The organism is Streptomyces sp. NPDC054786 (genome assembly GCF_053611685.1).
Map to the genome: position 1 here is coordinate 152,685 of NZ_JBSHAW010000014.1, position 20,765 is coordinate 173,449.

Below are 20,765 nucleotides of genomic sequence, written 5' to 3' on the forward strand. Positions count from 1 at the left end.
CCCACGCACGCGTCGTACTCAGCCCTACGTTCCCGACCGTCTGGAGACGGACCGCACATGACTGCCCCCATCGCAGACCAGAGTGCCGAACAGCTCCCGCGCCCTACCCGGCTGTCCGATGTCAAAGGCTGGTTCTTCACCGCCGACCAGCTGCTCTTCGACTGGTTCCTGGCGCACCAGCAGGACCGTTCGGAGCCGGGTGACCTGCTCGAACTGGGCGCTTATATGGGCAAGAGCGCCATCTTCCTCGGTGCGCGGCTGCGCGACGAGGAGCGCTTCACGGTCTGCGACCTCTTCGACTCCCCCGCCGAGGACTCCTCCAACTCCAAGGAGATGAAGAAGTCCTATGCGACGCTGACCCGCCGCGCGTTCGAGGCCAACTACCTCGCCTTCCACGACGAGTTGCCCACCATCGTCCAGGGCCTGAGCTCGGTCGTCAGTGACCATGTCGACGAGGATTCGGTGCGCTTCGCCCATATCGACGCCTCGCATCTGTACGAGCATGTGCACGGCGACATCCTCGCGGTGCGCAAGCTGCTCACCGCCCACGGCGTCGTGGTGATGGACGACTACCGTGCCGAACACTGCCCGGGGGTGGCCGCCGCCACCTGGCAGGCCGTCGCGAACGAGGGGCTGCGCCCCATCTGCATCACCGGCACCAAGTTCTACGGAACCTGGGGCGATCCCGAGCCGCTGCAGAAGGCGCTGGTGGAGTGGATCACCTCGCGCGGTGACATCTGGCACGAGGTGCAGTACGTCAACGGCGCCCCGCTGGTCCGGCTGAGCGCCAAGGGCGCCAAGGAGCCCGCGCACCCGGTCTCCCGGCACAAGTCCGCCGCCCGCACTCCGCAGCGGCCGACGGCGCAGTCGCCGAAGGCCTCCGCGGCCCGCCCGGCCCCGCGCCCGCCGGTTCCCTCGCGCAGCACGCTGCGCCGGGTCGCCCTGGACGTGCTGCCGCCGGTCGTCACCCGCGCCCTGGTGAAGGCCCGCAAGCGGGCCCGTACGCGCTGAGGCACCCGGCGCGGGCCGGGGCCGCGCCACTCCGCCCCGGCCCGCGCGCTGCCGCGCCCGGGGCGGTCCGAAGCGGTCCGGCGCCGGAGGAGCCGAAGGAGCCGATGACACTTCCTAGCGGGGCACCTGCCCCACCAGGACGAACGCGTTGGACCGCAGCAGCATCCCGGCCGGGCGCGGCAGCGGGTGGGAGTAGGTGCGCCGTACGACCAGGCCGGCGGACTCGGCGAAGGCGCGCAGCAGGGCGAAGTCGGTGAAGCGCACCGGAGTGGGGCCGGCCCGGTGTCCCGCCTCCTGCGCGGTGATCAGCAGCACCCCGCCACCCGGCCGTACGTACCGGACGTAGGCCCGCAGCAGGCCCTCGACCTGCTCGTCGTCCAGATGCTCCAGGACATGCGCGGTCAGCAGGGCGTCGAAGGCGCCGGGCCGGGCATGCGGGCTCGCGAGGAAGGTGTCCGCCGTGTAGGCGGTCAGTCCGCGCTGCCGGCAGTGCGCCACGGACTGCGGGTCGTGGTCCACCCCGACGCTGCCGCGCGCGCAGTCGGCGAGCGTGTCGCCGGCCCCGCAGCCGATTTCCAGCACCCGGCCGCTGCCGATCCGCCGCAGCTGACTGCGGTACGGGGACCGGGCGGGCAGCAGCCGCGCCGGGCCGCCGCGTCCCCGGTCGGCCGGCAGCCGCGCGGTGGAGGCGGCGGGCGCGGTGCCCGTGGGGCGCGCGGGCCGGGCGGTCCGGGTGTCGCTGCCGGGCGGCCCGGCGTCGGGGCTGTCGGTGGCGGCGGAGCTGTCGGTTCGGCCGGGCATCGGGACGCGGTCACCTTCCCTGGGGAAACACGGCGTGGGGCGCCGTAAAGCTGTGCAACGGGTCTACGGCATCGGACACGGCCCTGGCGCTACGGCGCGCCGAATTCGCGCACCGCGCGTCATCATGCACACACGTACTGCCGATGAGGCCTCTCACCCTTTCAGCGCAGATCCGGTGACCGTGCCGCCGCGGGCGAGTTGAACGGACCGGTCTTGTGCATCGCCCGTCCGGAAAGGCTTGGTCCGCGTATGAAGCCTCGGCTCACCGTCGTCGTCCCGGTCCATCGCATCGAGGGGTCCGAGCGGAATGTGGAGGAGTGCCTGGAGTCGGTCGCGGCTCAGACGCTGACCGATCTGGATGTGGTGATGGTCGATGACGGCCCGCCCGCGGACGGGAGCGCCGACGCCGCCGCGGAGGGCACTCCCGCCGCGCTCGCCCGCCGTTTCGCCGAGCGTGACCCACGGTTCCGGATCGTCCACCATCCCGGAGGCGATTCGGCTCCCGGCTGCGGCGCGCTCCGCAACACCGGTGCCCGGCACGCCTATCCGCACACCGGCTATCTGGCCTTCCTCGACGCCGACGATGTGCTGCTGCCGCGCGCGTACGAGGATCTGGTCGGCCTGCTGGACCGGTCCGGCGCGGACCTGGCGACCGGCAACGTCTACCGGCTCGGTGCGGCCGGCCGCAGCCAGTCAGCGCACCATCCGGCCGCCCGTGCCACCGCGCTGCGCACCCACCTCGGCGAAGACCTCGGCCTGTTGTCCGACCACTTCGCCCGCAACAAGGTCTTCCGCCGCGCCTTCTGGGACAAGCATCGGTTCGCCTTCCCCGAGGGCGAGTTGTGCCACGACGCGGCGGTCACGCTGCCCGCGCTCTTTCTCGCCGGGGCGATCGACGTCCTGCAGGAGCACGTCTGTTACTGGCGGCTGCCGGAAGGGCCCGACCGCCACCGGCGACTCGACGCCCGGGGCGTGCGGGACCGGTTCGCGGCGGTGGCCGGCATCCGGCGCTTCCTCGCCGACCCGGCCCATGCCCGGCTGCGCGTCCATCAGCGCGACTACGACCGCTCGCAGCTCACCGACGGGCTGCTCGATCTGGTCGACGCGCTGCCGGGGGCCTCGCCGGAGTGCCGGACGGCGTTCCTGGACTGCGCCCGCGACTTCCTCTCCGGTGTCGATCCGCGGCTGTTCCCCACGCTCCCGGTCGAGCTGCGGATGCGCTGGTATCTGATCCGCACCGGGCGCCTGGCCGACCTGCTCACCCTGCTCACCCACGAGGCCCGCAACCCGGCCGGGTTCACCGTCGCCGGGCCGCCGCTGCGCAAGCGCGCGGTGCTGCCGCTGACACCGCCGCTGGAGCTGCCGCCGGGGGTGACCCGCCTGGACCGTGCCGACTTCCCCGTACGGGCCCGGGTCCGGGAAGCGGTGTGGCGGAACGGCGTGCTGGTGCTGCGCGGCTACGCCTACATCCGGAATCTGGACGCCGCGCACCGGCACAGCTACCTCAGGACGGCGGTGCTGTCGTGCGGGCGGCGCCGGATCCTGCTGCCGCTGCGGGCGGCGGCGATGCCGGAGGCGACCGCCGAGTCCGGTCAGGAGCTGCACTGTTACGACTGGTCGGGCTTCGAGCTGCGGCTCGATCCGGCCCGGCTGCGCAAAGGCGGGCGCTGGGAGGAGGCCGACTGGTCGGTCGGGGTGCTGCTGGCGTCGGCGGGCGTGGTGCGGGCCGCGGCGCTGCAGGCCGCGGAGACCGGCTCCGGCGCCGCTCCGGGCACCCATGAGCGGTCCGGGGACGGCACGGACGACGGGGTACGGATCACGCCCCGGTACCCGGACGGGCGGCTGCGGCTGTCGGTGGTCCGCCCGGCCCGGCGGCTGACCGGCCACCGTGCGGCGGCGGCCGGCGCCCTGGACCTGACCGTCACCACGCCGGGACCGCCGCCCGCCGCGCTGCGGCTGACCCACCAGGGGACCGGCACGGTGGTGTCGTTCCCGGTGGAGACGGAGCCTTCCGCGGGGACGGGCACAGGGACAGGGACGGAGACAGAGGCGGGGAGGCGGGAGGCCGGCGAGGCGTCCGGCCTCGCGTCCCCGCCGCTCACCTTCCGTATCCGTCTCGACGCGCTGGCCGCCGCCCGGCCCTCCCGGGACGGCGCGCCACGGGCGATCCCGCCGGCGCACACCGAGAGCTGGGCGCCCGAGGTGGTACTGCCCGACGGCGGCACCGACCCGATCGCCTGCGGCCCCGGGCTCGCGCCCGTCGCCTATCCGCTCCCGCACGGCCGCGAGCTGGTCGTGGCGGCCGGCCCGGCCGGGAACCTCGTCCTGCACGACCGCACCCCGCAGCCGTACCTGGACCGGGCGATGTGGCGCGCCGACGGCACCCTGCTGGTGGCGGGCGGGCTGCCGGACGCCGCGCCGCACGCCACCGAACTGGTCCTCAAACACGGGGAGCACGACGCCGAGCTGACCTTCCCCACCACCCACGACGACGGCCGGTTCCACGGCGCGCTGCCGCTGGGCGCGCTGCCGTCGCTCGCCGGCCCGCTGCCGCTGCGTGAGGGCCGCTGGACACTGCATCTGCGCGAGCAGGGCGCGCCCGGCTCCGCGCTGGACGCCCCGGTCCGCTGCACCCCGTCCCTCCTCGACGGGCTGCCGGCCGCCCGTACGGTCCGCGGTAAGCCGCTGACCCTGGACCGGCACCGGCACGACGAGACGCTCGTGGTGGCGGGACCCGCGCTGCCCGCCACCGACCGCGGCCCCTACCGCCGCCGGATGCTGCGCGAGCAGCACTACTCGCTGCACCGCTCCCGTCCGCTGCGCGACACCGTCCTCTACAGCAGTTTCGGCGGCCGCGCGTACGGGGATTCACCGCGTGCGGTGCACGAGGAGCTGGTGCGCCGGGGCATGGACGTGGAGCATCTGTGGGCGGTCCGCGATGCGCAGACCGCGGTGCCGGAGACGGCCCGTGCGGTGCTGGTGGGCAGCGCCGAATGGCACGGCGCGCTGGCGCACAGCCGCTGGGTGGTCACCAACACCCATCTGCCCCGCTGGTTCACCCGGCGCGGCGGGCAGCGCATCATCCAGACCTGGCACGGCACCCCGCTCAAGCGGATCGGCGCCGATCTGGCCGGGACGCTGTGCGCGGGGCTGGCCCATCTGGCGCCGCGGCCGCGGGTCAGCCGGCAGTGGAGCGTGCTGCTGTCGCCCAATGCGCACAGCACCCCGGTGCTGCGCTCCGCGCTCGGCTACTCCGGCCGGCTGCTGGAGACCGGGCTGCCGCGCACCGACGCCTTCTTCGCCGCCGACCGCGACCGGACCGCGGCCGCGGTCCGCGAGCGGCTGGGCATCGAGCCCGGCCGGAAAGTGGTGCTGTACGCGCCGACGCCGCGCGACGATCTGGCCTACGACGCGGGCCACCACCGGCTGCATCTGCCGCTCGACCTGGAGCTGGCACGGCAGGAACTGGCGGACGACCACGTCCTGCTGGTCCGCAGCCACCCGCTGGTCGCCGACCGGCTGCCCGCCCATCACGCCCCCTTCGCCCTCGATGTCTCCGCCCACCCGGACGCCACCGAGCTGCTGCTGGCCTCGGACGTGCTGGTCACCGACTACTCGTCGCTGGCCGCCGACTTCGCCAACACCGGGCGCCCGATGCTGTTTCTGACGCCCGATCTGCCGCACTACCGCGACACCCTGCGCGGCTTCACCCTCGACTTCGAGGCCCGGGTGCCGGGCCCACTGCTCACCTCGACGGGTGAACTGATCGACGCGCTGGGCGACTTGGAGGCGATCGCCGCCGCGGGCGCGGACGCGTACGCGGATTTCCGGGAAGCCTTCTGCCACCGGGACGACGGAGGTGCGGCGGGCCGGGTCGCGGATCTGATGGAGGGGTGAGCGGGGCCGGCCCGCCGCAAGGTGGTGGCGTGCGGATCGGCATCGTGCGGCACTCGCGTCGTTACAGCATGTGCAGGCGCTCTTACGGGCCTGCACACCCCGAGCCCCGGCTCCCGCCGGGTAAGAAGACGGCAAGAGGGCGGGAAAAGCGGAGCGGGGGGTGCAACCGCTCGACGGGATTCGCCCTCTGAACCATCAGAAATGGGTTCGGACCCCGCTCGCGCCAAGAGATGCTGTCGACACGAAATGTAGATTCAGTGACTGTGAAAGAAGCCCTCGATCCGCTGACGGGGCCCACCATCACGCCATCCGCGCAGGTCAGCATCGTCGTCATCGCCTTCAACGATGCCGGCCACGTCTGCGATGCGGTGCGCTCCGCACTCGCGCAGGGGCCCCCGGGCGAAACGGTCACCGAAGTGATCGCGGTGAACGACGCCTCGACCGACGGCACCGGCGCCGCCCTGGACGCCCTCGCCCACACCGAACCGCGTCTCCGGGTGATCCACCGCGACAAGAACAGCGGCGGCTGCGGCACCCCGCGCAACGACGGTCTGCGCGCGGCCACCGGACGCTTCGTGATGTTCCTCGACAGCGACGATGTGCTGCCTCCGGGCGCGGCCCGGGCGCTGCTGGCCGCCGCTCTGGAGCATGACGCCCCGGTCGCGGCCGGCGCCTGCGTACGCCGTGAGCTGCCCGCGCACCGTGATGTCCCCTGGCAGCCTGGCCTCTACCGCGAGCCGGCCGTCCACAGCTCCCCCGAATCCAGCCCCCAGCTGGTCCGGGACACGCTGTGCGTCAACAAACTCTACGAGCGGGCGTTCCTCGACCGGCACGCCATCACCTTCCCCGAGGGCCGCTTCACCTACGAGGACTTCGTGTTCACCGCGCGGGTGCTGGCCGCCGCCCCCCGCGTCGCGACGATCCCCGACCGGGTCTACGTCTGGCATGTGCGCCGCTCGGCCGCCCGGCAGTCGATCTCGCTGGATCGCACGGACGTCGCCAACTGGCAGGCGCGGATCGCGGCGCACCGCGCCAGCGTGCAGATCTTCCAGGACGCCGGGCACAAGGCGCTGGCGCACGCCGCGGACACCAAGTTCCTCGACCACGATCTGCGGATGTACGTCCGCGAGCTGCACACCCGCGGCGCCGACTACCGCGCCGAGTGGTGGCGGCTGACCCGCGACTATCTGGCCGGCTTCGACGAGGGCGATCTGCGCGCGGCCCGTGCCCCGGCCCGGTGGCTGGCCCGGGTCGTGCTGGCGTCGCCGGCCCCGCGGGACCTGGAACGGCTGACCCAGCTGGCGGCCCGGCCCGGCCGGCTGCTGCCGCCGTACGCGGAGGCCGACGGCCGCGCGGTGTGGTCCACGGACCTGCCCGAGGTCGAGCTGGACGCGATCGGCACCAAGCCGATGCACCGGCTGCCGGTGACCATAGACGCGGAACCGACGGCCGGCGGCCCCGGTGTGCTGCGGCTGCGGGTGCACGATTTGTACGGGCGGCTGGCCGCTTCGGGGCCGGAGAGCATCGACATCGAGCTGCGGCGCCGCCGGGACGACCGGCGCGGCCCGGTCCACACCGCGGCCCTCACCCCGGCCCCGGCCGTCGGCGGGTCCCAGGCCTGCTGGACCGCCGAGGTCGTACTGGATCTCGCGGCGCTGGCCGAACGCGGCGGGCGGCACTCCGCCGACCCCGAGCCCTGGGACCTGATGGCACAGGTCAGCTGCGCGGACGGGGCCGGTTTCCGGGCCGCGCTGCGGGCCTTGGGGCCGGGGCTGCGCCGCCGGGTGCTGCCCAGCCGCCGTCATGCCGTGCTGCTGGTGCAGCCGTATGCGACGACCGGCGGCGCCCTGTCACTGCGGGTCGCCTCCGGCCTGCGCAGCGTATGGCGGATCGCCGCCCGGCGGCTGCGCGGCTGAGCCGCCCCGGGCCCGCTCCCCGCACTCTTCGACCCCGACCTAGGATTGGCGCTATGTCTTACTTGATCACGGGTGGTGCCGGCTACATCGGCGCCCATGTCGTACGGGCCCTGCGTCAGGCGGGCGAGACGGTCGTGGTGCTCGACGATCTGACGACGGGCGTGGCCGCCCGGATCCCCGAGGACGTCCCCCTCGTCGTCGGCTCCACGCTCGACCGCGGGCTGCTCGATGCCACCCTCGCCGAGCACGGTGTCACCGATGTCGTGCATCTGGCCGCCAAGAAGCAGGTCGGCGAGTCCGTCGAGATGCCGCTGCACTACTACCGCGAGAATGTGCACGGTCTGCAGACGCTGCTGGAGGCGATGGCCGCAGGCGGCGTCGGCCGGCTGGTGTTCTCCTCCTCGGCCGCGGTCTACGGCATGCCGGATGTCGAGCTGGTCACCGAGGAGACCCCCTGCACACCGATCAACCCGTACGGCGAGACCAAGCTCGCCGGCGAGTGGATGGCCCGTGCGGCGGGCAGGGCGCACGGCATCAGCACCGCCTGTCTGCGCTACTTCAACGTCGCCGGTACGGCCGCCCCCGAGCTGGCCGACACCGGGGTGTACAACATCGTCCCGATGGTCTTCGAGAAGCTCACCGAGGGCGCCGCACCGCTCATCTTCGGCGATGACTACGACACCCCCGACGGCACCTGCATCCGCGACTACATCCATGTCGCCGATCTCGCCGAGGCCCATGTGGCAGCCGCCCGCAAGCTCGCCGAGCCGGGTCCGGTGCGCGATCTGACGCTGAACATCGGGCGCGGCGAGGGCATTTCGGTACGCGAGATGGTCGATCTGATCACCGAGATCACCGGGCACCGGGGCGTCACCGCCGAGGTCACCCCGCGTCGTGCGGGCGACCCGGCCCGGGTGGTCGCGGCCGCCGACCGGATCACCGCGGAGCTGGGCTGGAAGGCCCGCCACGATGTGCGCGACATGATCACCTCGGCGTGGGCGGGCTGGCAGCACCACCGCCCGCAGGCCTGAGCGCGGGCCGCGCCGCGCGCGTACGGCCGCCGGGCACCGTCCGGATCAGTGGTCGGCGTAGTCGTCCGCCACGCGGTCGTAGAACGCCCGGGTCGTCCTCGCGAAATCCGGTTCGGTCACGGTCGGGCACCTACTGTGCGGGTGCCCGGCGGGGAGCCGGGGCGCGGGTCAGGTCAGCGGGTGCGACGTCCGGCCCGAGGCCTCGTCGATCTCGTCATGTGCCTTGGTCAGCAGGGTCATCGCCAGTTCGTTGAGCGCTCTGGCTCCCGCGACCTCCTCGCCGACCCTCGGCTGGTTGGAGTCGACGGGGTGGCGGCTGGCGTATCCGTGGGCCCGTACCTCGCTCCCGTCGGGAAGCCGTACGAGGGCGGCGGCGCGGGTGCGGTGGGCGTCCTCCTCGAATTCCATCTCGACATGCCATCCGACGGTCGTCTGCAGCATCACGATCACCTCCGGGGGCCCCTGTTACCAGCGTGCGCCTGCCGGGCGGCCGGCGCACGATGTGCCACGGCCCGGCACGGCCGCGCCCGGGGCGGACCTCCCGCCGGAGGCCCGTCCCGGGCGCGCTCACGCCGCCCGGTCCCCTACCGCTCGAGGGTGATCGAGTTGATCGGCGTGAGGTCCTTGTCGATGTAGTTGTTGGCCGGGAGGTAGCCCTGGCACCCCGTGCCGTTGTAGCCCGTGCAGGTCCGCATGGTCGCGCCCCCGGACTGGTTGTTGTAGATGCGGTGCGTCCCGACCTGGTTGCTGAGGTTGTGGGCCCCGTAGCTGTAGTAGAAGAGCGACGGGTGGCCGCCGTTCCATCCGGCGTTCTGCGGGTAGATGCAGACCGCCCCGTAGGGACAGCCCTGGACGGTGCCTCCCGCGGCTGCTGCGGTTCCGGCCGTGCCGACCACCACGCCCGCCGGGACGACAAGCGCCGCGACGGCCATGGCCGCCATTCCGGCTCGCTTCAATACGGACATGAGACGTTCCCCCTTGGTCAAGCGGCCCCGCGAGATGAAGGTCGCGGGTGCACCCCTGCGGGTGCCTGATGGTTGGTCAGCCTGTTCCAGCGGGGCGGATCGCACAATGGTTTTCGGCGGTGGCCGAACGGGCCGGTCCCGGCGTCAGCCGCGCGAGCGGCGCAGCAGCGTCTTCGCGGAACGGGCGCCGGGCACGGTCAGAGTCAGCGGTGCCCGCCCGCCGGCCGGGCCGCCGGCCGTCCGGACCGGCAGTTCGCGGCGGAGCGGGCCCGCGGTCACCCGCAGGGCCACCCGCCAGGTGCCCGGGGGGCCGCTGCGCAGCACGGAGCGCACGGTGTAGTGGTCGCCGGCGCCCCGTTCGGCCGTGGTGCGCAGCGCCACCGTGCGCGTCGCGTCGTAGAGGACCAGCCGCAGCTCGGCGTCCACGGGGCAGCCGGGCAGGGTGAGGCGCGCGCTGAGGGTGGCCCGCCCGGAGCGGGTGCAGTCCGCCGCGCCGCGCAGATCGTCGCCGAGGGGCCGGCGTGCCCCGTCGCGGTCCAGGTCGAGGTGGAGATGGCCGTGCGGTCGGGAGAGGAAGAGCGCGGCGACGGCCGGGCCGGCCGGGCCCCGTCCCACGATCCGCGGCGCGAACTCCTCCCCGTCCGCCCCGCCCTCCGGGACCAGCCAGGCCTCGCGGCACAAGGCGGGCCCCGCCGCATCCGCTGCGCCGTACGCGGTGACCGCGATCTTGAGGCCCCATGTGCCGTCGGGCAGCGGCCCGCCGTCCGCCGCGGTCGCGGGGTCGACGGCGGCCTGCCACGCGCCGTCCGCGTACCGGGCCGGGACCCGGTGGGTGGCGCCGCTGCGGTGCAGCAGGATCTCGACGGTGTCGCCGCCGAGCGGGGGAAGGGCGGCGGTGCCCCGCAGATGCAGTACGCCGCCCGCCCAGCTCCGGCGGAGCAGCCGCTGGCGCAGTATCACGCGGTCGGTGAGGTCGTAGCAGGCGTCGGGGACGGCGTGCCGCGGGTCGCGGAAGTAGGGGTAGCCGGCGTACACCCGGCCGTTGCCGTCGAGGTGCGGTGGGTCCGGCCGGCGCTCGGTGTCGGCCCGGACGACGGCGGTCAGCTCCTCGTCGAGCCCGGCGCGCAGACAGTGGGCGCGCAGCCGGAGTCCGGGCGGCAGTGCGGCCTGCACGCGGTCGGTGAGGTAGCGCTCGACGAGGGGGCGGGCGGCGGCGGCCATCCGTTGCCGGCCGGCCGGGTCGCGGGCGAGGTAGGCGGCCCCGAAGGGCATGAGTATCTCGCCGTGGAAGTGCCTGACCAGCAGTTTGTCGCGCTGTTCGCCGGGCGGGACCTCGGCCGCGACGCCGTCGAGGACGGTGCCGATGTAGTCGAGGTACTCGCACCAGTCGATGTCCTGACGGCTGGCGTTGCTGTTGTCGTCGCGTCCGTGCAGGTAGTAGCAGTCGTGGTCGGCGAGGACGGAGACGACCTCGGCGCGCAGCAGGGCGGCGATGCCGAACGGCAGGTCCTCGGCCAGCAGCCGGCCCTCGACGAAGCGCAGCCGGTGCTTTTCGAGGAAGGCGCGGCGGAAGAGCTTGTAGGCGGCCAGCGACCAGTAGACCGGGGAGTCGAAGACGGAGACCTGTGCGCTGGTGGTGCGCAGGTCGACGGGGGCGGCGCGGCCGTCGGCGCCGACGATCCGGCCGCAGACGACGTCCGAGCGGCACTGCTGGGCCATGCGTGTGAGCCCGAGCAGCGCCTCGGGGCCGAGCCGGTCGTCGGAGTCGAGGAAGAAGACGTAGTCGCCGGTGGCACGGTCCAGCCCGGCGTTGCGCGGTTTGCCCGCGCCGCCCGAGGCCTCCTGGCGCAGCACGGTCAGGTGGGGGTGCCGGCGGGCCTGTTCGGCCAGCCATTCCGCGCTGCCGTCGGTGGACCCGTCGTCGACCGCGATCACCTCGATCCGGCGCTGGTCCAGCGTCTGGGCGAAGACCGAGCCGAGGCTGCGGTCGAGGTAGCGCCGGGTGTTGTGCACCGGCACGATCACGGAGACGGTCGGTGTCGTCATGGCGTCCGGCCCGGCGGAAGCCGCGGTCACGAGGTCGTCAGGGACGGGCACCGTGCCCTCCGTTCTTTCAGCAATCCCTCGACATACCCGGCGCCCCAGCCGGATAAAAGGGACTACGTAGACATATAACGTGGGGTGAACGTTCGCCGATCGTGGAGGAGTGCCGGTGGCTCCGACGCCCGCCACCCCACAAGAGGCGGTCCAGCCCCTGGAGGTTGCCCGGCCCCTTCCCGGAAGTGAACGCCCGGCCGCGGCGCGCAGGACCCGCGGGCGGCTGACGGCGCCCTCGCTCGCGGCGGCGCTGTCCATGGGGGCGCACTGCCTCGCGCTCGCCCTTTACGGCAGCTACCCCTTCGGCCCGCGCTCACGCGCCGTCAATGACCTGGGCAATCAGTTCGTGCCGTTCCACGCCCGGCTGTGGGACCTGATGCACGGCACCGCCGGCGGCGACCTGTTCTTCAACTGGAGCAGCGGCTACGGCGTCCCGTTCCTCGCCGACTTCTTCACCTACCTGATGAACCCGTTCTCCTGGCTCGTCGGGCTCTTCCCGCGCGCGCTGGCCGATCTGCCGGTCTTCCTCGTCACCCTGCTCAGCATCGGTCTGGGCGCCGCCCTGATGACCGTCTTCCTGGGCCGGCTGCGGCAGGGCTCCGGGCTGCTGCGGGCGCTGCTGTCGGTGGGCTACGGGCTGTGCGCCTGGGTGCTGAACGACGGTTTCGCCGACCCGATGTGGATGTGGGGCCTGGTGGCGCTGCCGCTGCTCGGGATCGCCGCGGACGGGTGTCTGCGCCGCACCCGCTGGGTGGCAGGCACCCTGCTGGTGGCCCTCGCCTGGGCGGGCAACTTCTATACGGCCGCGATGGCGACCCTGGCGATGGCGCTGGTGCTGGTGATGCGGCTGCTGACGGCCTCCCGGATGCCGTGGCGCGACCGGCTGCACGCGCTGGCCCGCGCCGTCTCGATGGCGCTGACCGGCATCCTGCTGGCCGCGCCCGTGCTGACCGTCACCCTCCAGGCCAGCCGGGCCGCCCAGCCCGCCCCCGCGGTGTCCTACGACGACCCGCCGACGCTGCTCTACCAGGTGGCGCAGCTGCTGCCGGGCGGCCACGGCGAGGCCCCGGTCCCCAACATCTCCATCGGGGTCCCCGGGCTGCTGCTGGTGGCCGCCTTCCCGTTCGTGCGCGCCGTACCGCTCCGGGTGCGCCTCGGCTGGTACGCCCTGGCGGCGGCCGTCGCCGCCTCCTTCACCTGGGAGCCGACGATCCTGCTGTGGCACGGTTTCGCGCTGCCCAACGGCAGCCCGTACCGCGCCGCCTTCGTCCTCAGCGGCATCCTCGTGATGATCTCCTGGCTCGCCCTGGCGCACCGCCCGCGGCCCCGCGAACTGGCCGCGGGCGCCGCGCTGGTCGCGCTGCTCGCCTGGCTCTGCCGCGACGAGGGCGCGGTCGGCACCGCCACCTGGATCCTGGTGGCCGGCGGCGGCGCGCTGACCCTCCTGGGACTGGCCGCGCTCACCATGCCGCACTCCTCCCGTACCCGTGCCGCCGTCCGCGCCGCGCTGACCGGCACGGTCCTGCTCTGCTCGGCGTACACGGCGCTCTCCGTAACCGAGGCACGGGACGAGATCGCCTGGTTCCAGCCCAAGATCACGCTGGCCGGGCCGGCGCTGACCGCCCGGGACGGGCTGCTCGCCCGCGCCGGCTGGCCGCACCTCCGCACCGACCCGGGCCCGCACGAGTTCGCCAACAACGACCCGCTGCTGATCGGCGGCGAGGGCGGCTCGTACTACAGCAGCTTCGTGCCCGCGGTGACCGCCCGCACCCTGCAGGGCCTGGGCGCCGGCTGGTACATGAAGGGCCGTCACACCCTCAGCTTCGAGGACCCGGTGGGCCGGGCGCTCATGGGTGTCGGCAGCTATCTGTCCCCGGTGCCGCAGCGCCGCACCCTGTTCACCCCGCATCCGGCGCGCCCGGCCCCGCTGCTGACCGTACGGAGCGCCCTCCCGCGCCCCGTCGGCGAGGAGACCGTGTTCGCCCGCCAGGAGCGGGTGCTGGGCGCCACCGTCTACCAGGTGCCGGCGCTGACGCCCACCGGGGGCGCGGCCCCGCTGCCCGAGCGCGGCGGCTGGCTGCTGCCCGCCGTGCGCCGGCCGGCCGCGGACCCGAACGGCGCGGGGACCACCTTCAGCGCACGGTGCACCCCGGGCAGCACCGCCCTCTGGTATGCGCCCTGGTTCTCCGGGGAGGTCAGCGGCCTGGGCGGGCACACCACGGCGATCGGCAGTCATGACGTCACCGCCAACCCGGTGGGCACCCTGGGCCGGGTGGCCGCGGACGGCACGGTGTCGGTGCGCTTCACCGGCCACGGCGCGCAGCACGTCCCCGCGCGGGCGATCGGCTGTCTGTCCGGACGCAAGCTGACGGCGGCGGTGAGCGCGCTGCGCGCCCGGGGCCCGGCGCAACTGTCGGCCGACGGCCACCGGCTGACGGCCCGACTGCGTCCGGGCAGCGGGGGCAGCGCGGTGCTGGCGCTCCCCGCCGTTGCGGGATGGGGCTGTTCGGTGGACGGCGGACCGCTGCACGAACCGCACTCGTTCGGCGGTCTGCTGGCCGTTCCGCTGGGCCGGGGCGCCCGGCGGCTGTCGTGTTCCTATCTGCCGCCGGGCCTGCACACGGGGCTTGCGGCGAGCGGTGCGGCGGCGCTGGCGATCGCCGCGGTGGCCGGCTTCGGTGCCGTGCCCGGCCGGCGGCGCCTGCACGCCACCACGCTATTTACATCGTGACATTCCAACAGATTTGTAGAATTACCCCCAGGGGGCGGTGCCTGAGCCGCCCCCTGAACCCGGCGAAAAGGCCTGCTGATGAAGCTTTCCATCGTCGTCCCCTGCTACAACGAAGAGGCCGTGTTAAGCCGTTTCGACGAGACGGTCCGCGCGGTCCTCGCCGGGCTCGCCGTCGAGTACGAGCTGTGGTACGTGGACGACGGCAGCGCCGACGGCACCCTGGCCCGGCTGCGCGGCCTCGCCCAGCAGCACCGCGGCACCACCCGCTATCTCTCCTTCAGCCGTAACTTCGGCAAGGAGCCCGCCATACTGGCCGGCCTCCGGGCGGCCACCGGCGACGCGGTGATCATCATGGACGCCGATCTGCAGCATCCGCCCGAGCTCATCGAGACGATGCTCGACCTCTACCAGCTCGGCCACGACCAGGTCGTCGCCAAGCGCAGCCGGACCGGCGACCGGCGGCTGCGTACCGCGCTGAGCAGGCTCTACTACCGCGCCGTCAACAAGTGGGTCGATGTCGAACTCACCGATGGTGTGGGCGACTTCCGGCTGTTGTCGCGCACGGCCGTGGACGCGCTGCTCTCGCTGCCGGAGTACAACCGCTTCTCCAAGGGCCTGTTCTCCTGGATCGGCTTCGACACCGTCACCTTCGACTACCGCAACGCCGCCCGGGAGGCCGGCGAGACGAAGTGGCACTTCGGCGCACTGGTCAACTACGGCATCGACGGCATGCTCTCCTTCAACTGCCGCCCGCTGCGGCGGGCCATCTACGCCGGGCTCGGCCTGGCCGCGCTCGCCGCCGTCTACACCCTGTGGATCATCGGCGCGGCCGTTGTCGGCGGGGTCACCGCCCCGGGCTATGTGACCCTGGTGGCCATCATCGTGGGCCTGGGCGGGCTGCAGATGGTGATGCTCGGGCTGATCGGCGAGTACATCGGGCGGATCTACTACGAGACCAAGCGGCGGCCGCACTTCCTGGTCAAGGAGAGCAACACCGCCGTCCCCGCCACGGCACCGGTCCCCGGCCCGGCGGGCGCCGCCACCGCCGGTTCGCAGGCCGGCTGATGCGCGGTCTGCCGACGCCCGGCCCCGGCGGCGAGATCGTGCGCTTCGCCGCCGTAGGCGGGGTCAACACCCTGACGTTCTACGCCTGTTATCTGCCGCTGCACCGCCTGCTGCCGTACTTCGCGGCCTACACCGCCGCCTTTGTGACGAGCATGGTCGGCTCGTTCTTCCTGAACACCTGCTTCACCTACCGCACCCGCCCGACCTGGACGAAGTTTCTGCTCTTCCCGCTGACGCAGGTCACCAACTACGGGGTGCAGAGCGTGGGGCTGGTGGCGCTGGTGGGGTGGTGCGGGGTGAACACCGCGGTGGCGCCGCTGGCGGCGGCGCTGTGCGCGCTCCCGTTCACCTATCTGGTCTCCCGGCGCATTCTGCGCCCGCCCGCCCGGACCGGCCCCGTACGGACCGGCCCCTCCGCCCGGACCGATCCCTCCGCTCAGGCCGACCCGCCGCCGGCCCGCTCCGGCGAGCCCGCCTGAGCCCGCCAGCGCCCGAACCGGGCGGTCTGCCCGACCGACGTCTGACGCGCCGAGTACAGCCGGCCGTCGAGGCCCAGCGCGACCACCACCGCCCGCCCGACGGCGTCCTGGGCGACACCGGCCGCCGCCGAGTGCGACACCCTGCCCCGCTGCCAGGGCCCGGGGCCGTCCTGGGCCATCGCCATCCGTACCTCGCCCGCGTCATCGCGCGCCGCGAGCACCATCCGGTCGCCGCTGCCGACCGTCGCCACCGCCACCCGCCCGTAGCCGCCGACCGCCGCACAGCGCGCCGACACCCGCCAGGTGCCGATCATCCGCTGCCGCTCGGCGATCAGCACCTGGGCGGTGAGCGACCGCCGGAAAACGGCCCGCACCGCGCCGTCGGCCAGCGGGACGACGCTGACCGGGCCGGCCGGCTGCGGCAGCCCGGTGGCCGCGGCCGGCCGCGGCAGGTGCCCGGGCTCCTTGGACACCCAGTGCTGCACGGTCCCTACGGTCGGCGCGACTAGATGGATCAGCCCGTCGGAGTCCACACAGGCATCCAGCCCGTCGACGATCCGCGGTGAGGCGTTCAGGGTGCTGACCGGGCCCTCCAGCCGCTGCCACCGCGACCAGTGCACACCGTGCGGGCCACTGCGGTGGGCCACATTGCCGTCCCAGGTCCGGACGAAGACATGCACCGTGCCGTCCGGGGTGGCCACCGCGGCGGGGAAGCCGATCTCCAGCGACCGGACCGGGTCCGGGTCCGGGGAGCCCAGCGACTCCCAGCGCGCGAAGACGGGCCCGCCGTCCGGAGCGGTGCCGGTCTGCGCTGCGGTCAGCAGCTCACGGCGGTGGGCGGCGTTGCGGCCCGGCAGCACGGTGCGGGAGGCGAACAGCTGGAGCGCACCGTCGGGGCGGCGCACCACATGGATCTGACCCTGCAACAGCTCACCGCCGACCGGCACCGGCGCACCGAAGCTCCCGCTGCCCGGACGGGTCTCCGTCCAGCAGTGCGCCGTCCCGCCCAGCACCGCGAAGGCGGCGAGCCGGCCGTCAGCGGCCGGGCGGATCCAGGCGTTGGAGCCGGGTGCGCGCAGCCGGGTGCTGCGGGTCCAGTTGCGTGAGCCGCCGTTGAGTGCCGAGCCGCCCACCTTGCGGTCGCCGCAGCCGGCCGGGTCGCCGCAGGCGCGGTGGTCGGCCCAGCCGTAGACCGACAGCAGCCGGGCCTTGCGGCGGGCGGTCCCGAGGTCGACGTCATGGGGCAGCACACCGGCCTCGTAGCCGAGGTAGTTCTCCACGATCGGCCGACGGCCGCGGCCCCCGTACGCGGCCAGCGCGGCCTGCGCGAAGTAGGCGGAGGCGGTGTGGTCCTGGTGGTCGTAGTAGCGCAGCCCGGCCAGCCGGGGGTCGCGGTCCGGGGTGGCCGGCGGGCGCTTCCTGGAGTGCACCGCGTTCGGGTCCAGGGTGCGTACGACCGTGGGCCCGACCCGGTCGAGCACCGCCACCAGGGTCTGGGTGACCTGGTCGCGGGTGTAGTGGAACTGCCGCTTCACGGGGGTGCCGGCGGGGCGCAGCGTGGGGAGGGTGCCGGTGGCCCCCAGCCACAGACCGCGCAGACTCGTCGCACGGGCCTGCCAGACGGCCCTGGCCTCCACCAGCTCCAGGAAGATCAACTGTTGCTGCGGGGCGTCACGCAGTGTCTGGATCTCCACCTCGAAGCCGGGCAGCAGGGAGAGCGCCGCGACGTCCCAGCGGGCGGCCGGGTCGCCGGTGACCATCGCGGCGTGTGCGGCGCGCAGCCCGTTGGCCCGCGCCCGGGAGAAGGCGGCCCGGTCCCTCGGGACGCGGGCGGGGTCGTGGGCGTGCCGGCTGACGTTACGGCCGTCCGCCTCGCCGCCGGTGAGGCAGACGGTGACCGACCGCGCCCCGCTGCGCAGGGACTGCTCCAGATCGGGGTTCATGAAGTACAGACCGTCATCGGGATGCGCGATGACATGCAGGAAGGACTGGTCCGCCGGATTCGTCAGCGACCGTCCGGAGCCCGCCGGTTCGGCCGTACGGGGAACGTCGTCCGACAGCCAGGCCCATACGCCCGCGCCCGCTGTCGCGGCGAGCACACCGCCACCGGTGGCCTGAAGCAGCCGACGGCGGGATACACGGGGCGGACGGGCGGGTGACACGCCCTCAGTATTCGGTGGACCGGAAGATCCCGCCGCCCGAAAATTCACTACTTAACCAGATCCCTGATGACGACCACAGAACTTTAAGGTGAAGAAGAACAACCTTTTTGGGTGAACAGCGGTCAGAAGGCTGACAATGCAAAGACCCCTTTGAGGCTTTTTTGCGTTCTGTACTCAGCTCGTCACGAGGAGTAGCACCGCATGTCCGAGATAGGCATCGACGCCGTACCACGCTTCAGCATCGTCGTGCCCGTGTACAGAGTGCAGGGCTTCCTGCGCGAGTGCATGGATTCGGTGTTGGCGCAGGATGACGCGGACTTCGAGCTCATCGCCGTCGACGACTGCTCACCCGACCGCAGCGGCGCCATCCTGGACGAGTACGCCGCCCGCGACGACCGCGTCCAGGTCCTGCACCTCCCGGAGAACGTCGGCCTGGGCCGGGCCCGCAACGCCGGCCTGGAGAAGGTCCGCGGAGACTACGTCCTCTTCCTCGACAGCGACGACACCCTCGTCCCCGGCGCGCTCAGCGCCCTGGCCGAGCGGCTGGCCGCCACCGACAACCCCGAGATCCTGATCTTCGACTACACCCGGACCTACTGGGACGGCTCCACCCGGCGCAATGCGCTCTCCGAGCTGCTCGACGAGTCCGGCGCGCCGTCCTTCCCGCTCGCCGAGCGCCCCCAGCTCCTCGATCTGCTGCAGATCGTCTGGAACAAGGCCTACCGCCGCGACTTCATCGAGGAGCACGGCTTCGCGTTCCCGGTGGGCTACTACGAGGACGCCCCCTGGACGTTCTGCACGCTGATCACCGCACAGCGGATCGCGGTCCTCGACCGGGTCTGTCTGTACTACCGACAGCGCCGGCAGGGCGGCAACATCCTGCGCACCACCAGCCGTAAGCACTTCGACGTCTTCGACCAGTACGCCCGGGTCTTCACCTACCTGGACGCGCACCCCGAACTGTCGCGCTGGCGCCCGGACATGTTCCGCAAGATGGTCGACCACTATCTGACCGTCCTGGACAAGCCCGGCCGGCTCCCGCACAACGCCCAGGCCGAGTTCTTCCACCGCGCCGCCCGCGACTACCGCGTGCGGGTGCCGGCCGGGTTCGTCCGTCCCGGCGGGGTGACCGGCGGCAAGTACGCGCTGCTCGCCAAGGACGTCTACCCGGCGCTGGCCGGCCTCAAGGTCGCCGGCAAGGTGCAGCGCACCGTGCGCAAGCACGCCGGCAAGCGGGTCAGACAGGCCAAGCGCAAGGCCATGGACCTGCGCTACCAGGCGCTGATGCGGCAGCCGCTGGACGAGAACCTCGCGGTCTACTCCGCGTACTGGAACCGGCTGCCGTCCTGCAATCCGCTGGCGATCTACGAGAAGGCCAAGGAGCTGGCGCCGCAGGTGCACGGCGTCTGGGTCGTCAAGAAGCAGCTCGCCGACGCCGGCGAGGTCCCGGCCGGTATCGACTACGTCGTACTGAACTCACCGCGCTACTGGGAGGTGATGGCCCGTGCCAAGTACCTCGTCAACAACGTCAACTTCGCGGACGGGGTGGTCAAGCGCGAGGGCCAGATCCACCTCCAGACCCACCACGGCACCCCGCTGAAGTCCATGGGCACCGACCAGAAGCGCTATCCGGCCGCGGCCAAGGGCATGAGCTTCCGCAAGCTGCTGGCCCGCGCGGACCGCTGGGACTTCTCGCTCTCCGCCAACCAGCACACCACCGAGCAGTGGGAGCGCGTCTACCCCTGCGGCTTCGCGTCGGTGGACGCCGGATACCCCCGTAACGACGTCTACTACCGGGCCACGGCCCAGGACGTCTGCGCCATCCGCGAGCGGCTGGGCATCGCCCCCGGCAAGACGGCCGTGCTGTACGCGCCGACGATGCGCGACTACCAGGTCGGCTACGTCCCGCGGCTCGATCTGGAGAAGATCTCCCGCGAGCTGGGCGAGGATTTCGTGCTGCTGGTGCGCACCCACTACTTCTACGACCAGGACCCCGGCCTCCAGCAGTTGCAGGAGGCCGGTGCGCTGATCGACGTCTCCGGCCACCCGGTCGTCGAGGAGCTGTGCCTGGCCGCCGACGCCCTGGTCACCGACTATTCGTCGATCATGTTCGACTACGCCAACCTCGACCGGCCGATCATCAACTACGCCGACGACTGGGACACCTACGTCCGCTCCCGCGGGGTCACCTTCGACCTGCTCTCGGGCCGGCCGGGCGACACCCCGGGCACGATCGCCACCAGCGAGGACGAGCTCATCGAGGCGTTCCGCAGCGGCCGTTGGAACGACGAGCGGGCCGCCGGGCTGCGGGCCGCGTTCCGTGCGCGGTTCTGCGCATGGGACGACGGGCACGCCGCCGAGCGAGTGGTGCGCCGGGTCTTCCTCGGCCAGGAGGCGGCCCCGGCCCCGCTGCCGCAGGACGAGCGCACCGTCGCCCCGTCCCCGCGTGCCGCGGCCGCGGAGTCCGGCCCGGTCGCACTGCCGCTCCAGGGGAACAAGCTGCCCGCCCCGCGGGAGGGCAGGCCGTCCGACCAGGAATCGGACATCGGGCTCGCGGGCTGAGCCACCGGATACGCACACCTGCGGGGTGCCGCGGCGGATGCACCGCCG

The 20,765-nt window shown here is 73.1% G+C and carries 13 protein-coding genes; 8 read left to right on the top strand and 5 right to left on the bottom strand.

Features of this window, described 5'->3' with window-relative positions; genetic code table 11:
- The first annotated feature begins 57 nt into the window (after positions 1-57).
- A complete protein-coding gene (locus tag ACWGI6_RS14475; protein WP_453267793.1) occupies positions 58-1,011 on the top strand; it encodes a class I SAM-dependent methyltransferase in 954 nt (317 codons plus the stop codon).
- 114 nt (positions 1,012-1,125) lie between these two features.
- On the opposite strand, the gene ACWGI6_RS14480 is transcribed toward ACWGI6_RS14475, so the two are convergent.
- A complete protein-coding gene (locus tag ACWGI6_RS14480) occupies positions 1,126-1,812 on the bottom strand; it encodes a class I SAM-dependent methyltransferase (protein ID WP_453267794.1) in 687 nt (228 codons plus the stop codon).
- Between the two features lie 249 nt (positions 1,813-2,061).
- Here ACWGI6_RS14480 and ACWGI6_RS14485 point away from each other — a divergent pair, with 249 nt between their 5' ends.
- The 3 genes from ACWGI6_RS14485 to galE all read left to right on the top strand — a co-directional run bounded on the left by ACWGI6_RS14485 (position 2,062) and on the right by galE (position 8,656).
- Positions 2,062-5,709: a bifunctional glycosyltransferase/CDP-glycerol:glycerophosphate glycerophosphotransferase gene (locus tag ACWGI6_RS14485; RefSeq protein WP_453267795.1), complete on the top strand. Its 3,648-nt coding sequence runs from the start codon at positions 2,062-2,064 to the stop codon at positions 5,707-5,709.
- A 263-nt stretch (positions 5,710-5,972) separates the two neighbouring features.
- Complete coding sequence (locus tag ACWGI6_RS14490; RefSeq protein ID WP_453267808.1) at positions 5,973-7,625, top strand: glycosyltransferase family 2 protein; 1,653 nt, start codon at positions 5,973-5,975, stop codon at positions 7,623-7,625.
- Positions 7,626-7,678: 53 nt separating this feature from the next.
- Positions 7,679-8,656 carry a UDP-glucose 4-epimerase GalE gene (galE, locus tag ACWGI6_RS14495; protein ID WP_453267796.1) on the top strand — a complete coding sequence of 326 codons (978 nt, stop codon included), beginning with the start codon at positions 7,679-7,681 and terminating at the stop codon, positions 8,654-8,656.
- A 168-nt stretch (positions 8,657-8,824) separates the two neighbouring features.
- Here galE and ACWGI6_RS14500 read toward each other — a convergent pair whose 3' ends face one another.
- The 3 genes from ACWGI6_RS14500 to ACWGI6_RS14510 all read right to left on the bottom strand — a co-directional run bounded on the left by ACWGI6_RS14500 (position 8,825) and on the right by ACWGI6_RS14510 (position 11,718).
- Complete coding sequence (locus ACWGI6_RS14500; protein WP_393907382.1) at positions 8,825-9,097, bottom strand: DUF1876 domain-containing protein; 273 nt, start codon at positions 9,095-9,097, stop codon at positions 8,825-8,827.
- Between the two features lie 143 nt (positions 9,098-9,240).
- Positions 9,241-9,621: a hypothetical protein gene (locus ACWGI6_RS14505; RefSeq protein ID WP_393907383.1), complete on the bottom strand. Its 381-nt coding sequence runs from the start codon at positions 9,619-9,621 to the stop codon at positions 9,241-9,243.
- Between the two features lie 144 nt (positions 9,622-9,765).
- Entirely contained in the window at positions 9,766-11,718 is a 1,953-nt protein-coding gene (locus ACWGI6_RS14510; RefSeq protein WP_453267797.1) for a glycosyltransferase, read from the bottom strand.
- Positions 11,719-11,833: 115 nt separating this feature from the next.
- Between ACWGI6_RS14510 and ACWGI6_RS14515 the strand changes: the two genes are divergently transcribed.
- The 3 genes from ACWGI6_RS14515 to ACWGI6_RS14525 all read left to right on the top strand — a co-directional run bounded on the left by ACWGI6_RS14515 (position 11,834) and on the right by ACWGI6_RS14525 (position 15,993).
- Complete coding sequence (locus ACWGI6_RS14515) at positions 11,834-14,449, top strand: YfhO family protein (protein WP_453267798.1); 2,616 nt, start codon at positions 11,834-11,836, stop codon at positions 14,447-14,449.
- 78 nt (positions 14,450-14,527) lie between these two features.
- The gene (locus ACWGI6_RS14520) at positions 14,528-15,514 is read left to right on the top strand and encodes a glycosyltransferase family 2 protein (RefSeq protein WP_453267799.1); all 987 of its coding nucleotides are present in this window, start codon (positions 14,528-14,530) and stop codon (positions 15,512-15,514) included.
- A complete protein-coding gene (locus tag ACWGI6_RS14525; RefSeq protein ID WP_453267800.1) occupies positions 15,514-15,993 on the top strand; it encodes a GtrA family protein in 480 nt (159 codons plus the stop codon). The genes ACWGI6_RS14520 and ACWGI6_RS14525 overlap by 1 nt, the downstream gene beginning before the upstream one ends.
- Here ACWGI6_RS14525 and ACWGI6_RS14530 read toward each other — a convergent pair.
- Positions 15,951-18,155 carry a PIG-L family deacetylase gene (locus ACWGI6_RS14530; protein ID WP_453267801.1) on the bottom strand — a complete coding sequence of 735 codons (2,205 nt, stop codon included), beginning with the start codon at positions 18,153-18,155 and terminating at the stop codon, positions 15,951-15,953. The two genes, ACWGI6_RS14525 and ACWGI6_RS14530, sit on opposite strands and share 43 nt — an antisense overlap.
- Positions 18,156-18,356: 201 nt before the next feature.
- Here ACWGI6_RS14530 and ACWGI6_RS14535 point away from each other — a divergent pair, with 201 nt between their 5' ends.
- Positions 18,357-20,717, top strand: coding sequence for a bifunctional glycosyltransferase/CDP-glycerol:glycerophosphate glycerophosphotransferase (locus tag ACWGI6_RS14535; RefSeq protein ID WP_453267802.1), 2,361 nt, complete (start codon positions 18,357-18,359; stop codon positions 20,715-20,717).
- The last annotated feature ends 48 nt before the right edge of the window (positions 20,718-20,765 follow it).